Origin of the sequence: Aliirhizobium cellulosilyticum, from assembly GCF_014198105.1 — a bacterium.
Classification (GTDB): Bacteria; Pseudomonadota; Alphaproteobacteria; order Rhizobiales; family Rhizobiaceae; genus Neorhizobium; species Neorhizobium cellulosilyticum.
In genome coordinates, this window is record NZ_JACIGW010000013.1 from 27,211 (window position 1) to 48,368 (window position 21,158).

Below are 21,158 nucleotides of genomic sequence, written 5' to 3' on the forward strand. Positions count from 1 at the left end.
CGTATGGCGATTTAGCGCCATGCCTACCTTCGGCCCAAAGCCGCCGCTCAGGCGGAGATAACCCCGCCTAGCCGTTTTCGCGGGTAAGGCATCGTAATGATGGCAAGGCATCCCGCCACCAGCGCTACGCCGATCCATCCGAGGACCGGCAGTCTCTCCCCTACGATGATGACGGCCAGAACTGCCGCGATAACCGGCTCCAGCAACGTGATCGTCGTCGCCATGCTCGCCTGAACACGGGCGAGGCCATAGCCAAAGCACAGATACCCGAGCATCATCGGCACTGCGGCCATGTAAATCCCGACAGCTGCATTGGACCAAGAGGCGAGGAATGGCCCACCTGTTGCAACAAGCACAGGCACGAGCAGCAACCCGCCAAGCCCAAAGGTCGCGCCCATCGCTACCGATGACCTCATGCCCTGAAGCATCATCCTGCGCGCGGTCCATGAGTAGAGGGCGTAGGTCAGACCTCCGATAAGGCCGAGGACGACACCGAGAGGCACGGATTCCCCTCGCACCGCCTCGCCATGCGAAGCATTTTCGGCCACGCATATGAAGACCATGCCGATCACGCCAACCAAAGCCCCGATGGTCCATCGCGTTGTCAGGCGCGTTCGGTCTAGGAAATATTCAATAAGCGCCGACAACAGCGGGGCCGAACCGATGGTGATGACCGTCCCGACCGTCACCCCTGCCAGCCGCATCGAGCCATAGAACGCCAGCGGATACACCGCCACCGCTAGCGCCCCGATAGCGAGAAGGCTGCGCTGCTCCCAAAGTGCGGCACGGGAACGGTTGATCTTACGAAAAGCGATTAAGGCCTGCGCGATCCCGCCAACACCCATTGCCGCCGCACCGATGGCGGTGGCACTTACATCCGGCGCAAAGGTTGCGGCGGTTCCGGTTGTGCCCCAGACGACAGCGGCAAAGAGGATCGCGGCAACGCCTCCGACATATCCCTGCATCATGTCAAAGCGTCCTCAGCATGTCGGATGCCATAGCCCGCGCGGATAAAACTCTTGCGCTGTTACCTTCGAGGCCCGCCCGCGCCATAGCGCCTTCTAGCAGGAAGGCGATATGTGCTGCGAGGGAAGTCACCCGGTCGGCATCGTCCGGCACAAGTGCGGAGAGATGTTTGGCGAGGATACTTTCGACCTGTTCTTTATGTTGCCTGACCGCAGCGCGACCTACATCGCCAGCTTCAAGCTCGGCCGCCGCGTTCAGCAGTCCACATCCCCGGAACCCACGCTCATAGGCGAATTCGGCGTGATCCTGATAAGCATCGAAGACGGCCAGAATGCGCTCTTTAGGATGGGATGCCGTCGCCTCTCGCGCGTCGTAAAGCGCCAGCCATTCCGCATGCCGCGCTTCAAGATACTGGTTCACCAAATCCGCCTTCGAGGCGAAGTTGTTGTAGAGGCTCTTCTTCGCCACCCCCGCGCGCTGCACGATGGCGTCGATCCCGGTTGCGCTGATGCCATGATTGTAGAACAGCATCATAGCAGCTTGCATGAGACGGTCGTGAGCACTGCTTTTTGCTATGGCATCCGGCATGGTCATCAGCCTTCCTTAGTTAGTAGGTAGCTCGGTATACCTACTAACTAAGACAGCATCAATAGCAATGTCTCCTACTGGCGCAAAGCGGCCGTCGATCGCTCAAAGGATTTCCGGGCGATCGGGTTAGACCTCAATCTGGTGTGAAAAGCTGAATGCTTTTTCCATTCGCCATCTGCCCCCAAAATTGCGGCCGGTTCTTTCACCTTGCTAAATTAGTAAAAAGAGCGCGTGGTGTCCGATAGGGCGTCATGCCCATAGGAAACAAAATGTCCAACACGTGGAAAAATCCGGTGCGGATACATACGGGGACAGGTGCCCCCGACATTGTCTTTGGGCCAATCCAGGCTTTCGAGGCTCTCAACAACCGATGGCCGGCATCGCGAGGGCCTAAGTATAACGACGCTAAGCGGATATGCCGTTTGGCTGCCGCAGGGGAAATCTCGATAGATTTTGCCAGAATGGCCTTCATCTCCGCAGCCGTGGAAGCCTCAGTCTTCGACGAAGTCGGGGGGCTCATCAAGCCCACCCACTAAAGCGCCTACTTGGACCATAGAGTGGGTCGCTGTCTGAACAGCGGGTACGAAAGGACACTTTCTTGGAATATGAGGCTTCACATGCTTTTCAACCGCTTCAATTGGCTCAGGATAACAGTAACCCCGGCAGAGCCATCAGTTCCGTAGAAGACGCCGCTCGAGCGCTCTTGACGAATTGGCCAGGGGATGAGGGTGACCGGTTCTACGAGGCAGTGAAAGCTTGCCTCGATTGCCTTGATCATGTCTTGGACCCAGCATCCGCACGCATGGCTTTCGCTCTGGCTGCACAAGAGGCAGGTACCCTGGCTAAATACTAGGTGCGGTGTGCCCTACCAATGTCAGGGCGGCTAACCCTGGACATTTCTTCCTTACCCCCACGGAACTACGCCGCTTTGGGCGAGTTACTGACCGCCCACCTGTTGGGGCCATGGAGACAAGGGCTCGTCTTACACCCCGAGCGAGTCTTTGACTTCCGAATTCAGCCCAGTACTCGGGCCGCCGAAACCGCAGGCCAAAGGCTTACCCCTCTGCGGGAGAGGTCAGCGCTCCGACCCGCCGTCGTCGCTGGCCTCGTTATAGGAACGCTGACGTAAGGGCGCTGTCCTTGACCTGCTATCGGCGTATGTCCTGCCCCCGTTGCTCCGATTTACCTTGCTATATGACTGAACAAAGCGGCTAGCTGGCTTTTAACGAGGAGAACGCACATGGCCAAAGGTCGGGTACGCGGAAACAAAGAAGCTCGGAAGGCAAAGAAGGACAAGCCGACCCCGAAAGAGGCGACAGCACTTGGATCACAGGTCAAAGACAGCCAATCTTCTCTGAAAAAGAAGTGATGGCTCGCGGAGAAGGCCGCGCTGCCATCTTCTCAATCATTTTTTCAGTTTTGATCTTCGCCATTGTCGCTGGAGGCCTATGGTGGATGACAGATCATGCCGGAAACCTCGATACCAAAAGCAGTATTACCAACCCTCCCGAGCAGTAAGCATTCTGGCATCCGACCCGTCGGCAACATAGGTGTTGCCATTATTTGGCATTCGGCGCCTTGTATATGGCGCGAGGCGCTCGGCCTCCGAGGAGAACCCTATGTCCGTTCAATGGAGAAATAATTCAGGGGTACTGACCAGAAAGCGGTATTTGCTCGTTAGGGATGGAAGCGCGAGTTTAGTCCCTGAGAACGACGAGCTCAAAGAGAGAGTGGCTCGTGAAGCATCGCAGCATGAAGAACACGAGACCCGAGAAAGACATGCGGAAGCGCGGATCGCTCGCTTCCAAAAAGGGATGACCGGTGCCGGCATCTCCCTGTCACAGCCTTCAAAGCCATCCGATCCTCAATACGGCAAAAACAGTGCATCGCTGAGTGAGCGCCGTGACACTCAGGAAGAGCGTTAGATGTCAAGGCGGCGGGCCCCATTCGGCCCGAAGCGGTAAAAGGAACGACCTGGTCATGTTTACAATGGAGACTTCGGACCGGCGGCATCCTAGGATGCTCTGACAGATTGTAGCCGAGCGACCGCGTCGCCCGACGAGCTGCCATAAGCCGACTAACCGCAAATGGGCATTTTCGAAGGGATAACCTTCATCGTCTGTCGAGCGACGGGAAAGCTTCTGAAAGCCGATTGCTCTAGAGAAGCCCACCGTCTGCATGTTTTCAGTGTAGGCTTCAAGCGAAAGCTCGCCCTCCAAATTCAGCGCGTGCGAGACGAGATTACGCCCGATTCCTAGGCCTTGACGGCACGGGGAAACAAATAAGCCGCCGATAAAAGTATTTATCAGACTGATAATACCCGCAGGTTGACCGTCTAAGGTTGCGACCCACGTTTCGGCGCAGGCGGCCAGCTATTACAAAAGCTCAACTCGTCGCAGTGGCTGGGCAGCGCGGCTACTCTAACGATCGACCGGAACAATTAGCGTCCCCCGGCTGTTAGCCTTCGTGCCGCTGCACCTGTCGTAGTTCTCACGTCATAGACGACTGAAAGAGCGGCGAACCAACGCTTTCATGCTGCCGTTGGACCTTAGCGCGTCAACCGCAGCACCGCGTTGCCCTTGTCCCCAGCACCCTGTTGGGGCAGCTCTCACTAAGGAAGCCGGTATATGACTGACGGCAAAACATTCTCGCTTAGCGCCAATGGAGATAGCTGGTCGCTCGAGACCGATCCATCGACAGGTGAGGCGATCGTTCTTCACACAGCGAACGCATCGTCTGGCGGATATAAGACCAGGAGCACCATAGAACGGTTTCTTGAGGTGAGCGTCGGCAAGCCCGAGCACGACTCCCTCCTCCAGATCCTGGGCAGGACGGAAGATCAAGACCCACAGCCCAACGATAGTCTGCAGACACCATCTTACGGTAAGGCGATGCGATATCTGGAGCTAGGTGGACGACGGCTGGCGAAGGTGGACGACAACATCGTCAATATTCGTGAATGGGAAATGGACCCGATGGATGCTGAAGCATTCTGGCAAGCGAACGTCGAGGCCTTGAGCGAACGCGAGAAGCGTGAGGTCTTTCTACATCTGCCGTCTATCAGCGATGCGGACACCGACGAAGGGCGTCAAACATTGCGGAGCCCTACGCAGGAGACACGCGACACGTCAGCCGGTGGCGTCCAGCGGCAGAGGCAATCCGGCGGCAGAGACGATAGGCCTGCAGGTGAAGTGGCCAAACCAACCGACCAGCCCGCGGGCGGCCCTGAAGCCGCCGAGCCATCGCCAGAGTGACATAAAAATGGCCCGCATTTGCGGACCATCTCTCATTCTGTGGCGGGAACGATCAGGTCTTGTCGACGACCTCTTTCACCGCGTTCTTGGCTTCACCCTTGGCCTGCTGTGCATCACCCTTTGCTTCCTGGGCGGCACCCTTTGCCTGGAGCTTGTCGTTGTCGGTGGCGTCGCCGACGGCCTGCTTTGCCTTGCCAGTCATTTCATTCGCCTTGCCGGAAACTTTATCAGCTGTGGAACCCATAATGGGATCTCCTGTATCGAGCGGGGACGCACGGTCTTCCAAGTCGCTATCCGGTCATCTGCCGGGGAAGTCCATTACCAGACCGTTTAACGATCCGCCTAATGGGAGAACCCTCGGGGGGACACATCGTTCCCAATTCAGCTGGCCAACCCGCGAAAGGACGACGTTTGGTGAGCCACCAACCGTTGTTTGCATGGACGAGCAACCCGAAACGCAATAGTCTGATTAGACTTTCCATCCGAACCTCGAGAGGTGGCAAGATCCTCTTGATGGCAAGCCAGTGTCAGTTCTCAGCAGAAACAGCGTAAAAGTCGCCGGCTCAGGCGATCGCACCATGGTCTTCGCCCACGGGTTTGTCTGTGACCAGGCATGTGGCGGTTCGTGGTGCCTTATCGCTACCATTTCGAACTGAAGAGGATTGCACGAGCGAGCCGGTGAAGGAATAAATCCTAAGGGGCCGAATACAATCACATTGTCTATAAGCTACGAACCCTCATTTCCACAAATTACGCTGTGGAATGGTTTCACTTTTGTTAGCCTTTGGCTGCGTTCGCGTCGTCGCCCCCTGCCCTTTCAGCCCAAATGCGGACAAGGGCGTCCTCCAATGTTTGATTGAGTGCTCCATACCTCTCCGTGCAAGAAAAGTCGGTGCCGTAAAGCGTCTCGGGTGAGCTAGTTGTAAAAATGTAGTTTTTCGACTACATCAGATGCAATGATCGAGATTAGGCAGACGGCGACCTTCGCCAAATGGGAAGCTCATCTTCGCGACAAGCGAGCTAGAACCATCATAGCGTCTCGACTGATGCGGTTAGCCGAAGGCTTGCCGGGTGATGTGGAACCGGTTGGCGAAGGCATAAGTGAACTGCGAATACATTACGGCCCTGGATATCGCGTTTATTTCCAAAAACGCGGCGATGTCTTGATCGTATTGCTGTGTGGTGGAGACAAGGGGTCGCAAACCCGAGACATCGCCGTTGCAAAGAAACTCGCCAAGGAATGGAGCGTGTAAATTGACTGAACAACTCACAGCTTACGATCCCGCTGCTGCGCTTGTCGACGATGAGGAGATCGCCGCGTTCATGGCTGACGCTTTTGAAACAGGCGATGCGGCTTATATAGCCAAGGCTCTAGGTGTCGTCGCCCGTGCAAAAGGAATGACCGAAATCTCTCGCAAGTCTGGGCTTTCTCGTGAGCAGCTTTACCGTTCATTTAGCGAGCGTGGAAACCCGACGCTGAAGACAACCCTTGCGGTTATGCGCGCACTGGGTGTCGATATGACTGCCAAGGTTCATCCGACACAATAGTCTTCAGCCATCTTAGTTTAGTCCGGAAACTGAGAACCGGTGCCGAAAGTGGGTCTTTTTTTCGTGTAGAGCTGTCGGCATACCCCACTCGTATCAACGAACGAGAACCGTGATTCTCGCTATTCACGAGATCGAAAAGAATCATTGACGGCTGCCGCCGAAACTCTATCCTCCGTTTTGCAGCTCTTGCTTGGTGAAGCGGCCCCTGGGCCTTCCTCAGATAGCCAAGATCGCCGATATGGCGGGCTGCACCTAATAATAAAGCTTAGTTCCGTGCTTCCACATGTCGAACTCGTATGTGATCCGATCGGCTATGAGGTCGTAAGATTTCGTATCCCCACGCTCCCATTTCCTCTGGATAGCCCAAGCGCAGTAGTCAGCTAGCTGGAGACACGGGTCCGCTTGTGATGGCCTGAAATCAACGGCCCACTTACCGTTTCGTACTGTCTGTCGCATTACATCGTCCAGCGCATTGGTGAAAGTCAGCTTCTCTCGCTTAGTCCCAAGCGAAGCCGTTGTCACAAGTAGTTCCGTGTCTTCAGGGATGTGTCGGGCCAGACCATGTTTCAGGTGATAGAACCAGGGATATTTGTAGAACCGCGCTTTGTCGGCACGGACTTGCGGCTGGGCCTTCGCCTTTTCGCAGATCGTCGCTTGCACCATGAATTTGTGGCCGAGGATAGTTTCGAAGACGCGATCCCTGATTTCTTGTTTCTGGACTGTAGCGTGAAAGAAGTCGCCAGCGTCTTTTCCCTCCCAAATTAGCTTGTGTCTCAGACGATGCAGCGCGTCCCCTACATCGAGGCTCGATGTAGTGACTGTGCAGAGAATGAAATACCTGCTGATGTTCGGCTCACGGTTGAAGGTGAAGCAGCCTGCTTCGTCCGCAAAAAGGTAACGCTCTGTCACTGAACCGCCTGCTGGTTAATCTTCTATCCTCAAAGACACTCTTACAAGCCGCTGATTCGACCAAGCCCAAGTCTCATTGCGTCCCGTTTCCCACAGGTCTCCACAGCTTGACTCTGCTTTAGCTGAAAAGAGTCCATCACAATGAGGGTTCCGATTGACACGCATCCGGCGCGACTCGTTGTCCGCAAACGATAATGGGCATTATCACTATTGGTCGACGCTCCGCAGAGTTGTTTGATACTGGAAGACAAACGGAGCCGTGCAGTAGTTGTCCGCGGACAACATTCTCAGGTGGTCCAGCGGCGGCCGCGTTTATTCCGCCGGTTGCCCGCGGACAACCGCGATGGTTACCCATTTGTAAATCATTTACGAATCGGAGAATATGCTAGCAGCGCAATTCGGACCTGAATTGCCGAAACTGCGCTGTTGAGGGCCAAAATGCTGCAGACTGTAAACACTCGTTTCGAGCATCTTCCGTCGACGCTGGCCGCCGATGCGGCGGAGCTTCAGCGTCAACTGCAACTTCACCAAGCGCGTGTTTTCCCTCCTACGTCTCAAAAGACCATTCGGCAATTCAGCCCAAGTGAGGCAGCGGGCTTCATAGGAATTGGTGAAACATATCTTCGCCAGATTGCGGCCGAAATCAACGTTCCTGAACCTTCGGCGAATGGAAGGCGGCTATACAGTCTCTCAGACATGGATGAGATTAGGGCGGCGCTCGACGTCAAGAATGGCGCTCCGAAGTACGTTCCGCTTCGTCGAGGGAATGAAAAGCTCCAAGTTATCGCTGTGATGAATTTCAAAGGCGGTTCGGCAAAGACGACCACGTCGGCCCACCTCGCGCAGTATCTTTCTCTCCGGGGCTATCGAACGCTTGCGATCGATCTAGATCCGCAGGCCTCGCTGAGTGCTATGTTTGGTCACCAGCCTGAATTGGATGTAGGGGAGGGCGAAACCCTTCACGGCGCAATCCGCTATGAAAACCCTCTTCCGATTTCCTCAATTGTCAGATCGACCTACACACCAAATTTGCACATCATTCCTGGCAATCTGGAACTCATGGAGTTCGAGCATGAGACGCCACGTTACATGGCGGGGGGTGACGCTGCGACAATGTTCTTCGCGCGGATCGGCGAAGCCTTGGCAGATATTGAAAGCTTGTATGACGTGGTGGTCCTAGATTGTCCGCCACAGCTTGGCTTCCTCACTATGTCTGCTTTGTGTGCGGCGACGTCAGTTCTGATAACCGTGCATCCTCAGATGCTCGACGTCATGTCTATGAGCCAGTTCCTCTCGATGACGAGTGAGCTAATGAGTGTCGTGGAAAAGGCGGGCGGGCGCACAAGTTATGATTGGATGCGATACCTATTGACGCGATATGAGCCGAACGATGGCCCTCAGGCTCAGATGTCTGGCTTCATGAGAGCAATCTTTGGCAACAGGATGCTTCACAGTGCGATGCTAAAATCGACTGCTATTTCGGACGCAGGCGTTACCAAGCAGACACTTTACGAGGTTGATCGCGCGCAGTTCACCAGAGGCACCTATGATCGCGCCATGGAGTCCCTGGGTGCTGTAAATGGTGAAGTTGAGGAGCTCGTCCGATCGGTTTGGGGGAGGAAGTAACACATGGCTAGGAAGAACCTTATAGGTATCTCTGAAGAACTGGCTCCTGGCACCCAGCCTACGTCACCCAGCAGTTCAGCTAGGCCGCTAGAGGGGTTCGTCCCGCCTCCGCGGGCGGCTACTCCGATCGGCGGCATCACGAAATCCTTAAGCAACATCACTTCTACGATGGAGCGTGCCCAAGGTCTGGAGAGGCAACTTGCTGAAGGCCAAACTATCATAGATTTGGATCCAGCCATCCTCGACTCGTCGTTTGTAAGTGATCGACTTGCAATCGATGAAACGGGCCTTTCTCAGCTAATCGAGCAGATCCGCGAGAATGGGCAGCAGGTCCCAATCCTCGTGCGTCCGCACCCTGAAGCGAAGGGACGCTACCAAGTTGCCTATGGTCATCGTCGATTGGCCGCGGTTCGTGTGCTTGGACTTAAGGTGAGGGCAGTCGTCCGGGACCTTACTGATGACCAGCTCGTCGTAAGCCAAGGGCAGGAAAATAACAGCCGCACCAACCTCTCGTACATCGAGAGAGCTCTTTTTGCGTCGCGGCTCGAAGAGCGCGCCTTCACGCGCGATGTCATCATGTCCGCGCTCGGCGTAGATAAGGCAGCGCTATCCAAGATGCTTTCGGCGGTGAAGCAGGTTCCCCTCAATCTCATCGAGGCAATTGGCCCCGCGCGAGAGGTCGGCCGGCGCCGTTGGATGGAGTTTGCTGAAAAACTGGATCATGCAAAGGCGATCTCGATACTGAAATTGCTGGCATCTGATGAGGCGCGAGCAAAATCCAGCGAGGAACGCTTCCAGCTCGCGGCAGACGAGCTCTTTAAGAAGGATTTGAAGACCTCGACCCGTCAAAATGACCGGTTAGCGGAGGCGTGGGTTCCCACTGACAAGTCGGTCAGCGTTACGCTAACTAAGACAGCCAAACGGGCGACTATCGCTGTTGAAGCCAAAGATGGCCCGGAGTTCGCCGAGTTCATTACATCGCAGCTTGAGAGCCTCTATGAGGCATTCAGGAATGTGGGAAAGAAAGTAACGGGAGACTAACCAGCAAAAGAAAAAGGCCCCCAAACGACCAAGTCGTGGAAGCCCTTCTCGTATTCCCTAAGCAAGAATGAGAATCGCATTTCCACGAATCCCAGTCAAGAGTCTTTGGCACCGTTTTGGTGAGCGGATTTCTTTTGCCTTCTGAAAGGTGAGAGACAATGCAAATTGGAAATGTGACGACGCCTTTCGGGCGGCGGCCGATGACGCTTGCCTTAGTGAAAGGGCAGCTCGATGCGCCGGTGCCGAGACAGGGCAGGACAGTAGAAAAATGGAAAGTGTTCCGCGACGTCGCTGAAGCACGGCAACTGCTCGGTCTCCAAGACAGAGCGCTAGCCGTTCTTGATGCTCTTCTGACGTTCTACCCGAGCAATGAGCTAAAATCTGATGGGAGCCTTGTGGTCTTCCCCTCTAACGCTCAATTGTCTGTGCGCGCTCACGGCATTACAGGCTCGACGTTACGCCGCCATCTTGCTGCACTCGTAGACGCTGGCCTCATTCATCGCCGAGATAGCCCAAACGGCAAACGATACGTCCACCGCGACGGCAATGGGCAGATTGAGCAAGCTTTTGGCTTCGATCTTGAACCGCTCATGTCGCGTGCCGCAGAGCTTGCCGGCCTCGCGCAACAGGTTGCGGAGGAGGGGAGGGCATTTCGACGCTCGAAGGAGGCTCTAACCCTCTGCCGCCGTGACGTCCGCAAATTGATCAGCGCGGCGATGGAAGAGGGCGCGGACGGCGATTGGGAAGCGATCGAGGAGATGTATGTCTCCATCCTTTCCGCGCTTCCACGCTCCCCCAATCGTCAGCAGTTAGAAAATGTGCTCGAAGACATGGGACTTTTGCGCGAGGAAATCATCAACCGTCTGGAACTTCAACTAAAATCAGAAAAAACAGACACCAATGATGGCCATAGTGGGCGCCACATACAGAATTCAAAACCCGAATCCATCTATGATCTTGAACCTCGCTCAGAAGAAGAGCAGGGCGCGACGGTCGAGCCAACCAAGCCACGTGTAGTCGGACCGATAAAGGCCTTTCCGCTGGGGATGGTGCTGCGGGCCTGCCCACAGATCTCGGACTACAGTCCAGGGGGTGGCATTGCGAGCTGGCGCGACTTGATGGCCGCTGCCGTGCTCATTCGATCGATGCTTGGTGTCAGTCCGTCCGCCTATCAGGAAGCTTGCGAGGTTATGGGGCCGGAAAATGCCGCTGCGACCATGGCCTGCATCCTCGAGAGGGGAGGGCATATCAATTCGGCCGGCGGATATCTGCGAGACTTGACGGCGAGGAGCCGGCGAGGGGAGTTTTCGCTTGGGCCGGTGTTGATGGCGCTTCTACGATCTCATCCGGCGAGCGCGAGGAGTGCTTGAGTTATCGCTGTTGGTTCAACCCGATGCGAGACTGCGATACGAAGGGGAGACCTGTGTTGGAGGCGGCGAGGGTACCCACCACCTCCCTCAATGCTTCTGACCATCACGTGTCGTCAGGCCGTATACTTGAAGACCTTAAGCTTGGCCAAATGCTGCAAGCCTGCCTTAATTTCTCGAAGGCTCTCTTCGGAGTCACCGCGGATGATATCGGGCCCAGCAGAAGGAAAGGGATAGTTCGCGCGAAGATCGAATGCGACATAAAGCCAGCCATCCTTGGTCAGAAGGTAGAGCCCGAAACGCAGGCCTTTCACGCGACCAAAATTACCCCACCATCTCCAAAAGGTCGCGCCGATGATCTCGCGCCGTTCATCTCTGGCCAAGACTGCGCAGCAGCCATCACTAAAGTGGTAATATTTGGTCGGTATAGCCTTCCCATCTTTCCCCACACGCCAATCCCTTCGAGCCTCAAAAATCACTTGGGGAGAGATCAGGCTTTCTGCCGGCAACATCGGAGGGAAAAAATGCCTGTCTTGCGTCGAGAGAGCACGAGATTCCCAGCATTCTCGCCACGGCGCAAGTTCGGGGATCTTTCGCAGCTCAGTCGGAAACGGGTGGGGTATCTCTTCCTCGAGATCTAAGAAGCTGCCAGGCAGTTCAGCCTCGGGGAATAAAGCTGCGAAATCAGTGGCAGCTTTCACGCGTCGCTGAACCTGATGTGTCTTCGGCCCGGTTCCAGTGTGACTGGTGCGTTTCAACTGAGCCCGAAGCCTGTTCCAATTCGAATGCCCAGTTAGCTCGGCGATGATTTTTAATCCCTCGCCGAGTGATATATCGATATCTTTCTCGCGCAAGGATGACACAAGAACCCTCGCAAGCGGAGTCGCGTTTTCGGTGATCTTCATTGAGTTTCCCTTCAATGGGCCAATCTCAACGTCAGTGCTCACGTTGCTGACGTGATCGACCCGTTCAAGGAAAATCGCCGTCGTCATTGCGATGCTTCTACCATTCCCTGCCGGGTGTGAGCGGTCGGCAGCATCAGCCTTGTCGAGACGATGAAAGCGCAAGCGCGATATGTCAAGGCACCGGCCTGTGGATGTCGGATCCTATCGAGTTCCCGATTGTTGCCGAATCGCTCAGCATCATGATAGCTAATCATCGATGCGCAAGACGTGCTGACCCTTAAACAGGAACAAGGTCACGTCATGCCCGAAATTCAAGTGTCGTTCATTGCAGCATCGCAGGACGATCAAAAGTCGCTTCCCTCCGTCGAGGGACAGAACGCCAACAACTCTACGCTACCTCAGTCTAAGCCGATTCAGCGCAAGTTGAACGAGCCGGTCTTCCGGGATCGACTGCTTTCCGACAAGGATGTGGCGGCCCGTTATCAGGTCGAAAAGCAGACGATCTGGCGCTGGGCCAGGACGTCGACCACGTTCCCCAAACCGTTCAAGATCGAGGGTACCGCCCGCTGGTCGGAAAACGAATTGGATGAGCATGATCGCAAGCTGAAGGAGGCACGCCAGTGACTTCTTTTAATCGACGACCAGCTCTGCCGGCTCCGATCAGTGATTTTGCGCTTCGTCTAGCAGCAAAAAACAAGCGCTGCGAAGCCGAAAACGCTCGCGAAATGGCAGGGGTGGTGGTGAACCAGGGTTCGCGGGCACTCACCTTCAATTCGGAGGTTGCTGCAGCCGACAACAGGAGCGATAAAGCGTCCCGCTCCCGGCCCCCGGTTTTGCCGCTTGAGGTCGTTAATCTGCAGGACGTGTTCAAAAATCTCAAGAAGATTGCACCAAAGCTTCGTTTAAAGCCTGGCCCTTTGAGGACGCTCGAGGCTCTGGCATTTTCGCATCGGACCCAAAAGATTGCCATCGGTGAACCCTTCATTGTTTTCCGATCCAACCGAACACTTTCCACCAAAACCGGAGGAACGCCCGAGTCGACGCTGCGGGATCACTTCAAGGTGCTCATTAAACTCGCCTTTATGGTCCGCAAGGACAGCCCAAATGGTCAGCGACGTGCGCCTCGCGGTAGTGAAGGAGAGGCTTGCGGCTTTGATCTTTCGCTGCTGATCTCGCGAGCTAAGGAATTTGCCGAACTCGCCCGCGATTTCGACAATGAGGAGAGGGATCTCCCGTCGGCAATACGTACCCTGGACAGTTGTCGTCGCGAACTTGAGGGAGTTATCGCAAATGCGCTGGCGGAGCACCCGAGCGAAGAATGGCGGAACCTCAGCCTGCGGTTCGAGGCGTCGCGTGCGAAGCGGATACGCAACCCAAGCCTCTCCCAACTAAGAGACAAACTAAGCGAGCTCCATCAGCTCCGTGAAGAGGCTAATGCCCTGTGGATAAAGTCTGGTGAGGCACCGGAATCCGGTGCCAATGGCAACGAAATCCGGCGGCATATACAGAGTACAAGTCTAGAATCCTTGTTTAAGGAAGAGGTGTCTTGCGAGGAAGTGCCGGCCTTTAACTCAGCGATCAGTTCGGAGACGGTAACCAGCGCGCATAAGGGTATAACTTTGGACCAGATCCGCCGTGCTTATCCTTCTTTGGTTGATTATGGGCCGAATGGGGCTATCTCGAGCTGGCCCGATTTTGAACGCGCGGTGGAGACGGTCAAAAATATGTTCCAGATCACCACTAACGGCTATGAGAAGGCTTGCCAGATCATGGGGCATAACAACGTTGCCCTCACCATCGCCTATATCCTGCAACGAGGGACAAAGGTTGAGTCGGCAGGCGCATATTTGCATGGGCTGGCCAAGCGATATCGGCAGGGGAAATACTCACCCACCCTAACCGTCAGCAAATACCTGGGTCGGCCGCGCGCGTAGGCCATCGTTGCTGCGCGACACCGTCCACGCCGTGTGAGTGCGGATAACTATTTGGGTGTCGGCGTTGTTGAAGGCCGACACCTGCTATCTCTCGGACTTAGTCAGTGGAACGTCGGACCGATGATAAGTTGCCATACATCAACGTCATCCTCTTCATCCGTAGCCGGACGATCGTTCATTGTTAGGTCGGACGCGATCTCATCGGTAAACCTGAATTCTCGTAGACGGCTTTCAACAAACTCAAGGTGGACGACCTGCTGCATGCAGATTGCCTCGAGGAGGCGCCACAGCGGTTCCCGCATTGGTCTCTCGCCCTTCGCCAGCTTGCGCATGTATTCCGGCGACCTGTTCATATGAAATGCCAGGCGTCCGGTCCACGCCTCCCCAAACAATGCCGTGCCAATCGCTGCAAAGTCGCGTCCGTCGAGCGTATTAAGGTGTGGGAGAGTATGATCGGCCTGCGAAGTTTGTGGTCTCTTGCGGTGTTCAACGAGCTTCTCATGCCAGCGAAGGATGTGGGTCATCCTTTCTACGGTAAGCCTCTCCAGATCTGGCCATAGGGAAGGGGGGATGGGAGCTCTTCCGTTGATCAACCTTGTGACGTATTGGCGGCTCAAGCCAAGATGTCGAGCAAGCGAGCTTGCGGGACGGGCTGGAAACATGAAGCGTCCAGCAACCTCGAACATTGTCGAATTGAATTTCAGCATTTCACCCAAGGATTGTCGAAGTTCGATCGATATGGCTACAAAAAACAAACAACAGTATAAATGCAATCATAGGGTGTTAATTTGAGCAACCCAAAGCATCGCCTGTCGATAAAACGACTATAGACCTAAATACCTAATTATGATACATAAAATAGTGGCGACGCAAAGATTTTTGAGCTGATACCCACTCCTCTGACGCGCCTGTCCTGGCGTGAATAAGCAACCAGTGATTGAACACGCAAGATGATGAAATATCGGCATTCCATCTACAACCAGCTCGGCGAATTCGTCCAAGAGCCGGTGTTTCTGTCCTCCGTAACCGGCGGTTTTGACGAAGCGACCCATCCGGCCTCGACGACTGCTCGCTGGGGTAGTTCGATTTTGGACTCCGGGAGCGAGGCTTTTAAGACGTCGTCTCAACTGCGGTTGATGTAAATGGGACAGCAAGGCAAGTCGAAAACCTCTCTCCCTGAGCCACGACGCAAGACGAAAGGAGCTCAGGATTACCACCCACGTATGCTGCCGAAACTGCGTGCGTTGCTGGATGCGGGGCGCGATGAAAGCGAGATCGCTGCCTGGTTCGGCGTGAATGTTCGAACGATGCGAAAATGGGCCGATGAACATAGCCCGCTCAAACAAGCGCTAGATAGTCGAGAAGATATTCGTGAGTGGGACGAGGCACGCAACCTGAAAATGGCCTATGCGCTCTCCTCTCGAGGGGCCACGTCCGTTGAAATCGCGCAGGCATTCAATGTCTCTACCCGTACGCTAACCCGGTGGAGACAGAGATGCGCGGAATTCGACCAGGCGCTTACCATGGGCGTCGAAGCTCAGCTGAAAGTCGCAGAGCAAACGCTCTTTAACGTGGCGACTGGCTACGTTTATGAGCAGGAAAAGATCATTTCCACGAAGGAAGGCGTGACGACGGTCATTGAGCAAAAGATTAGCCATCCCAACCCGGCCATGCTCCGGCTGTTTCTCGAGGCAAACAAACCCGAAAAATACCGTCAAAACGCGAAACAGGCGGATGATGATGATCTCGGCGACTTCATGCGCGAGATTGCGGAACGAGGAGCCGGAACGGTTAAAATCTGCCACAAAGATGCAGGGTGACAGGTTTCGGTTGGGGGGATCAACGCTGTGTTGGAGCCGACACCAAGCCTTGAAACTTCGTTTGGGGTATGAAAGCTATAGTTCGCTGGCTAGTCACCCAGCGAACCTCGGGAGTGGTGCGTGAACAGGCACTCTCGGTATGTCGCAATCGCTTGCGACTGCGATACGATAGCTGGTCTTCGGCTAAGTTGTCTCCCGGAGAGCAATTGGCAGCGGAGTCTGAAATGGCGCTGCCCCAGCGGTCGGAGTCAACGTGATTGACGACCTGGGGCTTCGATATGGTTGAGCGTCAGGGACTTTTCTGCGCGAGGGATTTCTTTCGTAATACAGTCTTGCCGCAATCTCCGAAAAGGGGCCGCCTGCTGACTGTCCCGTTCTGGCCGAGAGACTGAGATAGCTGACGTTAGGTCAATCGCCCCGAAGCAGTCATTTCAACCTTCTTCGCCGCGTGTGCGATAACGCTGATAATAGTCGCGATCAATCCAATCTCGATCAAAAGCTGCGAAAAGAGAGAGGTGACTGCTATCCAGCGGGAAAAGCGAACGGCGAACCTCGATCAACTGACGAAACTCGGGCCAACGCAGTTCGTGGATTGCCAATTCAACAAGCTCAAGTGGGACACCATTGCTACCTGTGTCCCAGACATCTGCTTTAGTCAGCGTAATGCCAACGCGCCGCAAGAATTCAGGTCTGAGGTTCTTCTCTTCGCGTAGTAACTCCACTGTTGCGAACATTGCATTTTCGGCGCGATCACATCCAAAGCCTCCGCGGAAGATGCGAACCGTATTTTCGATGTAGATATCCAAGAGCTTAACGGCGTAGCATCTTCCAATTCGGTGCCTTTTTCTTGATCTTTGGGTCATACGTTTAGCTGGCTCACCCTATGACTGCAATTGGCGCTTCTGCGCCATGACGGCAGTCGGCCCAAAGCAGACTTCTACTGACATTTGACGCATCACCTTAACCCGCCGAGAACGCGCAGCCTCTATGGATGTGTGACGTATGGCGTGAGGTGACCGTTGAATGCTTTAACTCGTCGAGGCCTGTTGGCTTCATTTGCCGTCCTTCCGCTTGCTGGGTGCCAGTCCGGTGAGAAGGCGAAGCTGCGCTATCGGGTGTCCGCTTCCGGGCAACGGCCATTATCGCGGCAATGCCCGAAATGAAGGCGCATACCTGCCGCACCAGGGCTGTGCCACTACGCGTGAGACGATAGTTTGTTCGCGAGTTTAGTCGTTAGCCGGCTACCAAAAATCGCGTAAGACGGGTTATGGAACCGATGTCTAGGGGGACGTTTCTTCATAAAATTCGAACCGACGGCCTAGCTATTAAAGCATGAATTTATTGAAGCGCTTGTTATCCCAGAGTTTTGTAGGTTACTTTTTCCGATGACTTTTTGGGTGAGATCAAAATGGTACGGGAGAGCTGGCAGGCAGCCGGCACTCCCGTTTGGATTGGCGTTAACTACATTTTCGGCAGAAGGACCTTGTCGATCACATGGATCACGCCGTTGGACTGCTTGACGTCGGCGATCGTCACATGCGCCACGCCGCCGGTTTCGTCGGTCAGTGTGATCTTGCCCATGCTCTCCTTCGCCTTCAGGATGCAGCCGCCGACAGTCTTGACGTCGTGCGTGCCCTTGTCGTCCTTGATCATCTTCTCGATAGTCTTGGACATGGCGTCGGCGGCAACCACATGGCAGGTGAGAACCTTGGTAAGCTGAGCCTTGTTTTCCGGCTTCAGAAGGTTGTCGACCGTGCCTTTCGGTAGGGCTGCAAAGGCTTCGTTGGTTGGCGCGAACACGGTGAACGGGCCTTTGCCTTCCAGCGTTTCGACGAGGCCGGCGGCCTTGACCGCAGCAACCAGGGTTGTGTGGTCTTTCGAGTTCACGGCATTTTCGACGATGTTCTTGTTTTCATACATGGCGGCGCCGCCGACTTTCGGATTTGCTGCAAATGCGCTGCCGGCTGCGATCGAGAGCACGGCGATACCTGCTGCGAGACGGATTGCGTTGCGAGACATGATCTTCTCCTCCTGCCGACTGCCCAGGCACGCTGCGTGCCTCCTAAAGCTCGGCCTCCCTATGCGGGACAGGACAAGAGACGAGAACTGCGGAAAAATAGTTTCAGCCAAAGCAGGTCGGGGCGGATTTATTTGATGTCTCGAGCTTGCTCCGCATCTCGTGAGCCAAAGGGCCATGTCACGATCCCTCCGCCGAAAAGTGCTGCCCAGACGATGACAGGCTGAAGCGGCAGGCGAACGAGATGATAGGCCCACTGCCAGAGGGACGGATCACTGGTCCCTAAGCTATCCAGTGCATGCTTGATATTGGCCGGAAAAACGCAAAATGCGTAAAGAGCCAGAGCCGCCGCGGCAAACCGCTTCAGTCCTGGCACCCAGAGACCGACAGCACCGGCAACCTCGCAAAGCCCCGTCAGTAAGATAATGGTTTCAGGATGAGGAACCCATGCGGGTGTGATCGAAACAAAGGGCTGCGGCAGCGTCAGATGCAATATCCCGGCTACGCCATAAAAGATCGACAACGCAGTGGCCATCCGCTGACGACAGACGCTAGTCGCTGCTGTCATTCGCAATCCTCTTTTCGACTGCGCGAGCCTTGCCGAGAAGATCCACCTTGCGACCTGCGACGCGCTCGATGGCGGCAACCGCGAGATCACTGGCAATGTAGTCGGACTTGTGTCCGAGGTTACGGACCACGATCAGTCTGGCGCCGGGAATATCGCGCGCCAGATGCCGGGCATGAATATCCGGTGAAACGATCTTGTCGGTGTCGCCGGTAATGATGATCGTCGGGGCCCTGATATGCCGGTATTGCTTGTCAGCAACCTCGGCCCAATCGCTTAGAGCCGCAATTTCCTTGGCATTATGTCGGAAAGCCTCAGGACGAATGGCCTGCAGCACCTTCGTCTTTTCGATATAACCGGCGGGTGGTTTATTGGGAGCGAAAACCGCCTTTGTGGCTCGGTTGATTGCAAGAAAGCCCAAGGGCGGAACGATGAATGTGCTGAATAGCGCCCCGGCTACCGGGGCGCTCGCTGCATCATAATACCAGGCGACACCGCTGGACCACGGGTAAACGGCCGGGGAAAGGAAAACGAGACCGCGGACCTTGTCTGGATGCCGGATCGCCAATGCAGCGGCAATTGCGCCACCGAACGAATGTCCGACAATGATGGCTCTGCCGATACCCCGCTTCTCCATCAAGGTCGAAATTGCATCAGCCTGTCCGTCGGGAGATACGTTCTCACGCCCACCCACCTCCGATCGGCCATGACCCGGCCTGTCCACGAACAAAAGCGTGCCTCTGCCTTCCAGCTTTTCGCGGAAAGACAGCATCGGATCGTAAAGGCTCGTGCTGGCACCGTGGATGAAGACGATCGGCGGAAGGTCCTTCCCGGCCCCAGCTTCGATGAGAATGCTGTTGAGCCGATATCCACCGACATCGATCAATACTGGCTGAGCTCCAACGTCGCGCGCCGCAGCCGATCCGAAACTCGCAGAACACCAGATCAGCAGAGACATGAAGAAGATTCCGGAATTTCGGATTTTGGCCTCCTCGCCGCTCTTGATCACGCGATTACAGATTGCGGGCCGAGCCGCTTGCGATCACCGGACCTGTCGGCAGGCCGGTTGGCGAGCCTCCGAGCGGCTCGACACTGACGGCAAGGGTTGCACCTTGGCCGATCCGGGACCGAATTTCTCTCGGGATCAATAGCTCTCCATCCGTTCCCGGCTCGAGGACGCCAAGCGAAGTCGGATTGCCGCTTCCCGGCACGAGCCAGAGCTGTAGGGATTTCTCGGTGCTTTGATCCGCAACCGGAATAATGCGCAGACGACCATCGGCCGGATTGAAAGATACGCGAAGCGCAACCGGATCATCCGGCGCACTGAGTTCCGCAACGATGCGGTTGGTGGTCGTTGGCCTGAGCTGCACCGTCGCGATATAAAACACCGCTACTGCCGCAATCGCGGACGTTACGAACGACAAGCCGCGCCAGAAGCCGACCGTGTCCCACAGGCCCTGTTTCACCTCGACATCACGGCTTTCTGTAAAGAGGCGTCTCTCTATTGCCTGAAAAACAGCGGCGGACGGCTGTTGTTCCTGATAGTCTACGTTGAAAGAGGCCATGTTCGACTGCCAGCGCGCAACCAGCCGCGCAAATGACTGATCGGAGGCCATCCGTGCCTCTACCCGATTACGAGCCTCGAGGGACAAAACGCCAAGCACATATTCACCGGCCAGAATTTCATCATTCTCCGGCCTGCCTCCATCTGGCGGATTTCTGTCGAGTGGTTCCGTGGTCATCGCTGCATGCACTCCCGCAATTTCAGCAGGCTGCGCCGCAACCAGGTCCTGACGGTATTCAGCGGCACTCGCAGATCCTCTGCCAGTTCGGCATAAGTCAGGCCTTCGACATAGGCTCGCCGGACCGATTGCGCATGGACCTGATCTAGTTCGCCCATACAGGCATCGATGCGGCGCCCATCGTCCGCCATTGCGATGGACTGCTCAGGATTGGGTATAGTCTCGTCGGCCAGATCGAAAACCTCGTCGATATCGTCATTGACCGGTTTCCGCGCGCGAATGATGTCGATCGCATGGTTACGCGCTATTGTCGCGAGCCAGGTGGTCGGCACTCCGGAGCCGATCGCGAAGGACTTCGCCTTCTGCCAGACCTTGATATAGATTTCCTGAAGCGCCTCTTCTGCCTCGCCTCTGTCTTTCAGGATCCGCAGGCAGATTGCGAAGAGTTTCGGGCTCGTCACGCGATAGAGATCGGTGAACGCTTGGCGATCACCGATTGCGACGCGATTGATCAGACCAGCCATCTCACTATTTTGCATTCGAAATAACCTTGAAGACCTCAACGTATAGAGATCGGCAATTCTAAAAAACAAGGAGTGCCCCGGGAAACTGTTGTCGCTATGGACGCCGCCCGGCATTGCCAAACAACCAACGTGGACAGGTGATCCGGTCACAACCTTTGTTCTCCCGAAGTCGGGCCACCGAATAGACGCGCGGTTATCCAGTAACCGGCACCACTCGCAATGGCAGACAGGAACGTACCCCAGCAAAGATCAGCGATCGTCAATGCTGTCGACCAGCGTATCAATGTTGCCTGATTGGTCAGGTCATAGGTTGCATAGGCAGTAAAGCCCAGGACGGCACCAGAGAGGACCG

General features: G+C 55.5%; 27 protein-coding genes. 13 read left to right on the forward strand and 14 right to left on the reverse strand.

Annotation, left to right across the window (positions count from 1 at the left end):
- Nucleotides 1-47: 47 nt before the first annotated feature.
- Nucleotides 48-968: a DMT family transporter gene (locus GGE33_RS26055; RefSeq protein WP_183830057.1), complete on the reverse strand. Its 921-nt coding sequence runs from the start codon at nt 966-968 to the stop codon at nt 48-50.
- Between the two features lies 1 nt (nt 969).
- Nucleotides 970-1,560: a TetR/AcrR family transcriptional regulator gene (locus GGE33_RS26060; protein WP_343062695.1), complete on the reverse strand. Its 591-nt coding sequence runs from the start codon at nt 1,558-1,560 to the stop codon at nt 970-972.
- 263 nt (nt 1,561-1,823) lie between these two features.
- Here GGE33_RS26060 and GGE33_RS28075 point away from each other — a divergent pair, with 263 nt between their 5' ends.
- From GGE33_RS28075 to GGE33_RS26075, 4 genes are all read left to right on the forward strand, one after another.
- Nucleotides 1,824-2,090 (forward strand): DUF982 domain-containing protein, encoded by a 267-nt coding sequence (locus tag GGE33_RS28075; protein ID WP_183830060.1) that lies wholly within the window; start codon nt 1,824-1,826, stop codon nt 2,088-2,090.
- 101 nt (nt 2,091-2,191) lie between these two features.
- Entirely contained in the window at nt 2,192-2,407 is a 216-nt protein-coding gene (locus GGE33_RS28080) for a DUF982 domain-containing protein (RefSeq protein ID WP_394353701.1), read from the forward strand.
- Between the two features lie 387 nt (nt 2,408-2,794).
- Nucleotides 2,795-2,923: a hypothetical protein gene (locus GGE33_RS27770; protein ID WP_281388895.1), complete on the forward strand. Its 129-nt coding sequence runs from the start codon at nt 2,795-2,797 to the stop codon at nt 2,921-2,923.
- A 250-nt stretch (nt 2,924-3,173) separates the two neighbouring features.
- Nucleotides 3,174-3,479, forward strand: a complete 306-nt coding sequence (locus GGE33_RS26075) for a hypothetical protein (RefSeq protein WP_183830066.1) — start codon at nt 3,174-3,176, stop codon at nt 3,477-3,479.
- A gap of 3 nt (nt 3,480-3,482) precedes the next feature.
- Here the strand turns inward: GGE33_RS26075 and GGE33_RS26080 are convergent, their stop codons facing one another.
- Nucleotides 3,483-3,926 (reverse strand): GNAT family N-acetyltransferase, encoded by a 444-nt coding sequence (locus GGE33_RS26080; RefSeq protein WP_183830131.1) that lies wholly within the window; start codon nt 3,924-3,926, stop codon nt 3,483-3,485.
- A 255-nt stretch (nt 3,927-4,181) separates the two neighbouring features.
- On the opposite strand from GGE33_RS26080, the gene GGE33_RS26085 reads away from it, so the two are divergent.
- Nucleotides 4,182-4,808 carry a hypothetical protein gene (locus tag GGE33_RS26085; protein WP_183830134.1) on the forward strand — a complete coding sequence of 209 codons (627 nt, stop codon included), beginning with the start codon at nt 4,182-4,184 and terminating at the stop codon, nt 4,806-4,808.
- Nucleotides 4,809-4,860: 52 nt separating this feature from the next.
- Here the strand turns inward: GGE33_RS26085 and GGE33_RS26090 are convergent, their stop codons facing one another.
- Nucleotides 4,861-5,052, reverse strand: a complete 192-nt coding sequence (locus GGE33_RS26090) for a CsbD family protein (protein WP_183830069.1) — start codon at nt 5,050-5,052, stop codon at nt 4,861-4,863.
- Nucleotides 5,053-5,764: 712 nt separating this feature from the next.
- Here GGE33_RS26090 and GGE33_RS26095 point away from each other — a divergent pair.
- Nucleotides 5,765-6,061 carry a type II toxin-antitoxin system RelE/ParE family toxin gene (locus GGE33_RS26095; protein ID WP_183830072.1) on the forward strand — a complete coding sequence of 99 codons (297 nt, stop codon included), beginning with the start codon at nt 5,765-5,767 and terminating at the stop codon, nt 6,059-6,061.
- A 1-nt stretch (nt 6,062) separates the two neighbouring features.
- Nucleotides 6,063-6,356, forward strand: a complete 294-nt coding sequence (locus tag GGE33_RS26100) for an addiction module antidote protein (RefSeq protein ID WP_183830075.1) — start codon at nt 6,063-6,065, stop codon at nt 6,354-6,356.
- A 252-nt stretch (nt 6,357-6,608) separates the two neighbouring features.
- On the opposite strand, the gene GGE33_RS26105 is transcribed toward GGE33_RS26100, so the two are convergent.
- Complete coding sequence (locus GGE33_RS26105) at nt 6,609-7,265, reverse strand: DUF3800 domain-containing protein (RefSeq protein WP_183830078.1); 657 nt, start codon at nt 7,263-7,265, stop codon at nt 6,609-6,611.
- A gap of 438 nt (nt 7,266-7,703) precedes the next feature.
- Between GGE33_RS26105 and repA the strand changes: the two genes are divergently transcribed.
- From repA to repC (GGE33_RS26120), 3 genes are all read left to right on the forward strand, one after another.
- Nucleotides 7,704-8,891, forward strand: a complete 1,188-nt coding sequence (repA, locus tag GGE33_RS26110) for a plasmid partitioning protein RepA (RefSeq protein ID WP_183830081.1) — start codon at nt 7,704-7,706, stop codon at nt 8,889-8,891.
- Nucleotides 8,892-8,894: 3 nt separating this feature from the next.
- The gene (gene repB / locus GGE33_RS26115) at nt 8,895-9,932 is read left to right on the forward strand and encodes a plasmid partitioning protein RepB (protein ID WP_183830084.1); all 1,038 of its coding nucleotides are present in this window, start codon (nt 8,895-8,897) and stop codon (nt 9,930-9,932) included.
- 158 nt (nt 9,933-10,090) lie between these two features.
- Entirely contained in the window at nt 10,091-11,302 is a 1,212-nt protein-coding gene (gene repC / locus GGE33_RS26120) for a plasmid replication protein RepC (protein ID WP_183830087.1), read from the forward strand.
- 113 nt (nt 11,303-11,415) lie between these two features.
- On the opposite strand, the gene GGE33_RS26125 is transcribed toward repC (GGE33_RS26120), so the two are convergent.
- On the reverse strand, nt 11,416-12,291 hold the full coding sequence (locus GGE33_RS26125) for a hypothetical protein (protein WP_183830090.1): 876 nt from the start codon (nt 12,289-12,291) through the stop codon (nt 11,416-11,418).
- Nucleotides 12,292-12,504: 213 nt separating this feature from the next.
- Here GGE33_RS26125 and GGE33_RS26130 point away from each other — a divergent pair, with 213 nt between their 5' ends.
- Both GGE33_RS26130 and repC (GGE33_RS26135) read left to right on the forward strand, forming a co-directional pair.
- On the forward strand, nt 12,505-12,828 hold the full coding sequence (locus GGE33_RS26130) for a helix-turn-helix transcriptional regulator (protein ID WP_183830136.1): 324 nt from the start codon (nt 12,505-12,507) through the stop codon (nt 12,826-12,828).
- Nucleotides 12,825-14,138: a plasmid replication protein RepC gene (gene repC, locus GGE33_RS26135; protein ID WP_183830093.1), complete on the forward strand. Its 1,314-nt coding sequence runs from the start codon at nt 12,825-12,827 to the stop codon at nt 14,136-14,138. The genes GGE33_RS26130 and repC (GGE33_RS26135) overlap by 4 nt, the downstream gene beginning before the upstream one ends.
- 101 nt (nt 14,139-14,239) lie before the next feature.
- Here repC (GGE33_RS26135) and GGE33_RS26140 read toward each other — a convergent pair whose 3' ends face one another.
- Nucleotides 14,240-14,662 (reverse strand): hypothetical protein, encoded by a 423-nt coding sequence (locus GGE33_RS26140; protein ID WP_183830096.1) that lies wholly within the window; start codon nt 14,660-14,662, stop codon nt 14,240-14,242.
- Between the two features lie 699 nt (nt 14,663-15,361).
- Here GGE33_RS26140 and GGE33_RS26145 point away from each other — a divergent pair.
- Nucleotides 15,362-15,958: a helix-turn-helix domain-containing protein gene (locus GGE33_RS26145; RefSeq protein WP_183830099.1), complete on the forward strand. Its 597-nt coding sequence runs from the start codon at nt 15,362-15,364 to the stop codon at nt 15,956-15,958.
- A 431-nt stretch (nt 15,959-16,389) separates the two neighbouring features.
- On the opposite strand, the gene GGE33_RS26150 is transcribed toward GGE33_RS26145, so the two are convergent.
- The 7 genes from GGE33_RS26150 to GGE33_RS26180 all read right to left on the reverse strand — a co-directional run.
- Nucleotides 16,390-16,764, reverse strand: coding sequence for a hypothetical protein (locus GGE33_RS26150; RefSeq protein ID WP_183830102.1), 375 nt, complete (start codon nt 16,762-16,764; stop codon nt 16,390-16,392).
- Nucleotides 16,765-17,419: 655 nt separating this feature from the next.
- The gene (locus GGE33_RS26155) at nt 17,420-17,977 is read right to left on the reverse strand and encodes a fasciclin domain-containing protein (protein ID WP_183830105.1); all 558 of its coding nucleotides are present in this window, start codon (nt 17,975-17,977) and stop codon (nt 17,420-17,422) included.
- A gap of 128 nt (nt 17,978-18,105) precedes the next feature.
- A complete protein-coding gene (locus tag GGE33_RS26160; RefSeq protein WP_343062696.1) occupies nt 18,106-18,498 on the reverse strand; it encodes a DoxX family protein in 393 nt (130 codons plus the stop codon).
- Nucleotides 18,499-18,526: 28 nt separating this feature from the next.
- On the reverse strand, nt 18,527-19,498 hold the full coding sequence (locus GGE33_RS26165; RefSeq protein WP_183830112.1) for an alpha/beta fold hydrolase: 972 nt from the start codon (nt 19,496-19,498) through the stop codon (nt 18,527-18,529).
- A gap of 55 nt (nt 19,499-19,553) precedes the next feature.
- The gene (locus GGE33_RS26170) at nt 19,554-20,282 is read right to left on the reverse strand and encodes an anti-sigma factor (protein WP_183830115.1); all 729 of its coding nucleotides are present in this window, start codon (nt 20,280-20,282) and stop codon (nt 19,554-19,556) included.
- Nucleotides 20,279-20,821 carry a sigma-70 family RNA polymerase sigma factor gene (locus tag GGE33_RS26175; protein ID WP_183830118.1) on the reverse strand — a complete coding sequence of 181 codons (543 nt, stop codon included), beginning with the start codon at nt 20,819-20,821 and terminating at the stop codon, nt 20,279-20,281. The genes GGE33_RS26170 and GGE33_RS26175 overlap by 4 nt, the downstream gene beginning before the upstream one ends.
- 131 nt (nt 20,822-20,952) lie before the next feature.
- A partial coding sequence (locus GGE33_RS26180) for a DUF2177 family protein (protein ID WP_183830121.1) occupies nt 20,953-21,158 on the reverse strand: 206 nt, incomplete at its 5' end.

Coding starts and splice junctions, on each gene's coding strand:
- GGE33_RS26055 (WP_183830057.1), bottom strand. CDS start 968: ATGATGCAGGGATATGTCGGAGGCGTTGCCGCGATCCTCTTTGCCGCT.
- GGE33_RS26095 (WP_183830072.1), top strand. CDS start 5,765: ATGATCGAGATTAGGCAGACGGCGACCTTCGCCAAATGGGAAGCTCAT.
- GGE33_RS26175 (WP_183830118.1), bottom strand. CDS start 20,821: ATGCAAAATAGTGAGATGGCTGGTCTGATCAATCGCGTCGCAATCGGT.
- GGE33_RS26170 (WP_183830115.1), bottom strand. CDS start 20,282: ATGACCACGGAACCACTCGACAGAAATCCGCCAGATGGAGGCAGGCCG.
- GGE33_RS26165 (WP_183830112.1), bottom strand. CDS start 19,498: ATGTCTCTGCTGATCTGGTGTTCTGCGAGTTTCGGATCGGCTGCGGCG.
- GGE33_RS28075 (WP_183830060.1), top strand. CDS start 1,824: ATGTCCAACACGTGGAAAAATCCGGTGCGGATACATACGGGGACAGGT.
- GGE33_RS26060 (WP_343062695.1), bottom strand. CDS start 1,560: ATGACCATGCCGGATGCCATAGCAAAAAGCAGTGCTCACGACCGTCTC.
- GGE33_RS26125 (WP_183830090.1), bottom strand. CDS start 12,291: ATGACGACGGCGATTTTCCTTGAACGGGTCGATCACGTCAGCAACGTG.
- GGE33_RS27770 (WP_281388895.1), top strand. CDS start 2,795: ATGGCCAAAGGTCGGGTACGCGGAAACAAAGAAGCTCGGAAGGCAAAG.
- GGE33_RS26145 (WP_183830099.1), top strand. CDS start 15,362: ATGCTGCCGAAACTGCGTGCGTTGCTGGATGCGGGGCGCGATGAAAGC.
- GGE33_RS26090 (WP_183830069.1), bottom strand. CDS start 5,052: ATGGGTTCCACAGCTGATAAAGTTTCCGGCAAGGCGAATGAAATGACT.
- GGE33_RS26155 (WP_183830105.1), bottom strand. CDS start 17,977: ATGTCTCGCAACGCAATCCGTCTCGCAGCAGGTATCGCCGTGCTCTCG.
- GGE33_RS26075 (WP_183830066.1), top strand. CDS start 3,174: ATGTCCGTTCAATGGAGAAATAATTCAGGGGTACTGACCAGAAAGCGG.
- GGE33_RS26140 (WP_183830096.1), bottom strand. CDS start 14,662: ATGACCCACATCCTTCGCTGGCATGAGAAGCTCGTTGAACACCGCAAG.
- GGE33_RS26085 (WP_183830134.1), top strand. CDS start 4,182: ATGACTGACGGCAAAACATTCTCGCTTAGCGCCAATGGAGATAGCTGG.
- repA (WP_183830081.1), top strand. CDS start 7,704: ATGCTGCAGACTGTAAACACTCGTTTCGAGCATCTTCCGTCGACGCTG.
- GGE33_RS26130 (WP_183830136.1), top strand. CDS start 12,505: ATGCCCGAAATTCAAGTGTCGTTCATTGCAGCATCGCAGGACGATCAA.
- repB (WP_183830084.1), top strand. CDS start 8,895: ATGGCTAGGAAGAACCTTATAGGTATCTCTGAAGAACTGGCTCCTGGC.
- repC (WP_183830087.1), top strand. CDS start 10,091: ATGCAAATTGGAAATGTGACGACGCCTTTCGGGCGGCGGCCGATGACG.